Source organism: Methylobacterium tarhaniae (genome assembly GCF_001043955.1).
GTDB classification, from domain to species: domain Bacteria; phylum Pseudomonadota; class Alphaproteobacteria; order Rhizobiales; family Beijerinckiaceae; genus Methylobacterium; species Methylobacterium tarhaniae.
Genome location: NZ_LABZ01000256.1, coordinates 1 through 970 on the forward strand (window position 1 = coordinate 1; position 970 = coordinate 970).

Consider the following 970-nt stretch of genomic DNA (forward strand, 5'->3'; position numbering starts at 1 on the left):
GGTTGCGCCGGTCGAGGGCCTGTTCCCAGGCGAGCGCCTGGGTGACGATGGCCCGCAGGTCGTCGTGCTGCGGCACCCAGCCGAGCTCGGTCCGGATCCGGTCGGCCCCGGCCACGATCCGCGACGGATCGCCCGCACGCCGCGGCGACAGCGTCACCGGAAAATCCACCCCGGACACCGCCTTCACCACCTCGATCACCTCCAGCACCGAGTAGCCCCGCCCGTAGCCGCAATTCAGCGTCAGGCTCGCGCCCCCGCCCCGCAGGTGGTTGAGCGCCACCAGATGCGCCGCCGCCAGGTCCGAGACCTGGATGTAGTCGCGCAGGCACGAGCCGTCCGGCGTCGGATAGTCGGTGCCAAACACCTCCAGCCGCGCCCGCTTGCCGAGCGCGGCCTGGGTGGCGACCTTGATCAGGTGGGTGGCGTTGGGGCTCGACTGGCCCGAGCGCCCGCGCGGGTCGGCGCCGGCGACGTTGAAGTAGCGCAGGACCACGTAGCTGAGGCCGTGGGCGCGGGCGGCGTCCTCGAGCATCCACTCGGTCATCAGCTTGGAGCGGCCGTAGGGGTTGATCGGGGTCGGCGTCAGGTCCTCGGGCACCGGCACGACGGCCGGCTCGCCGTAGACGGCGGCGGTGGAGGAGAAGATGACGTGGCGCAGGCCGGCGCCGACGGCGGTCTCGATCAGGGCGCGGGACTTGACGGTGTTGGCGAGGTAGTAGCCGAGGGGGTCGGCGACGGAGTCGGGCACCACGATCTTGGCGGCGAAGTGGGCGAGCGCGTCGATGTCGTGCCGGCGGATGGTCTCGGCCACCAAGGTCTGGTCGGCGATGTCGCCGCGCACCAGGGTGACTTCCGGCGGCAGCGCCCAGTCGAAGCCGGTCGAGAGATCGTCGAGGACCACGACCTCCTCGTGTCCCGCGTCGATCAGCGCCAGAACCATGTGGCTGCCGATATAGCCGGCCCCGCCCGT

1 protein-coding gene is annotated in these 970 nt (G+C 71.6%); it reads right to left on the reverse strand.

Annotated elements, in window-relative coordinates:
- Window positions 1–970 (reverse strand): UDP-glucose 4-epimerase GalE (galE, locus tag VQ03_RS27715; RefSeq protein WP_083468255.1); only part of this gene is annotated, 970 nt, incomplete at both ends.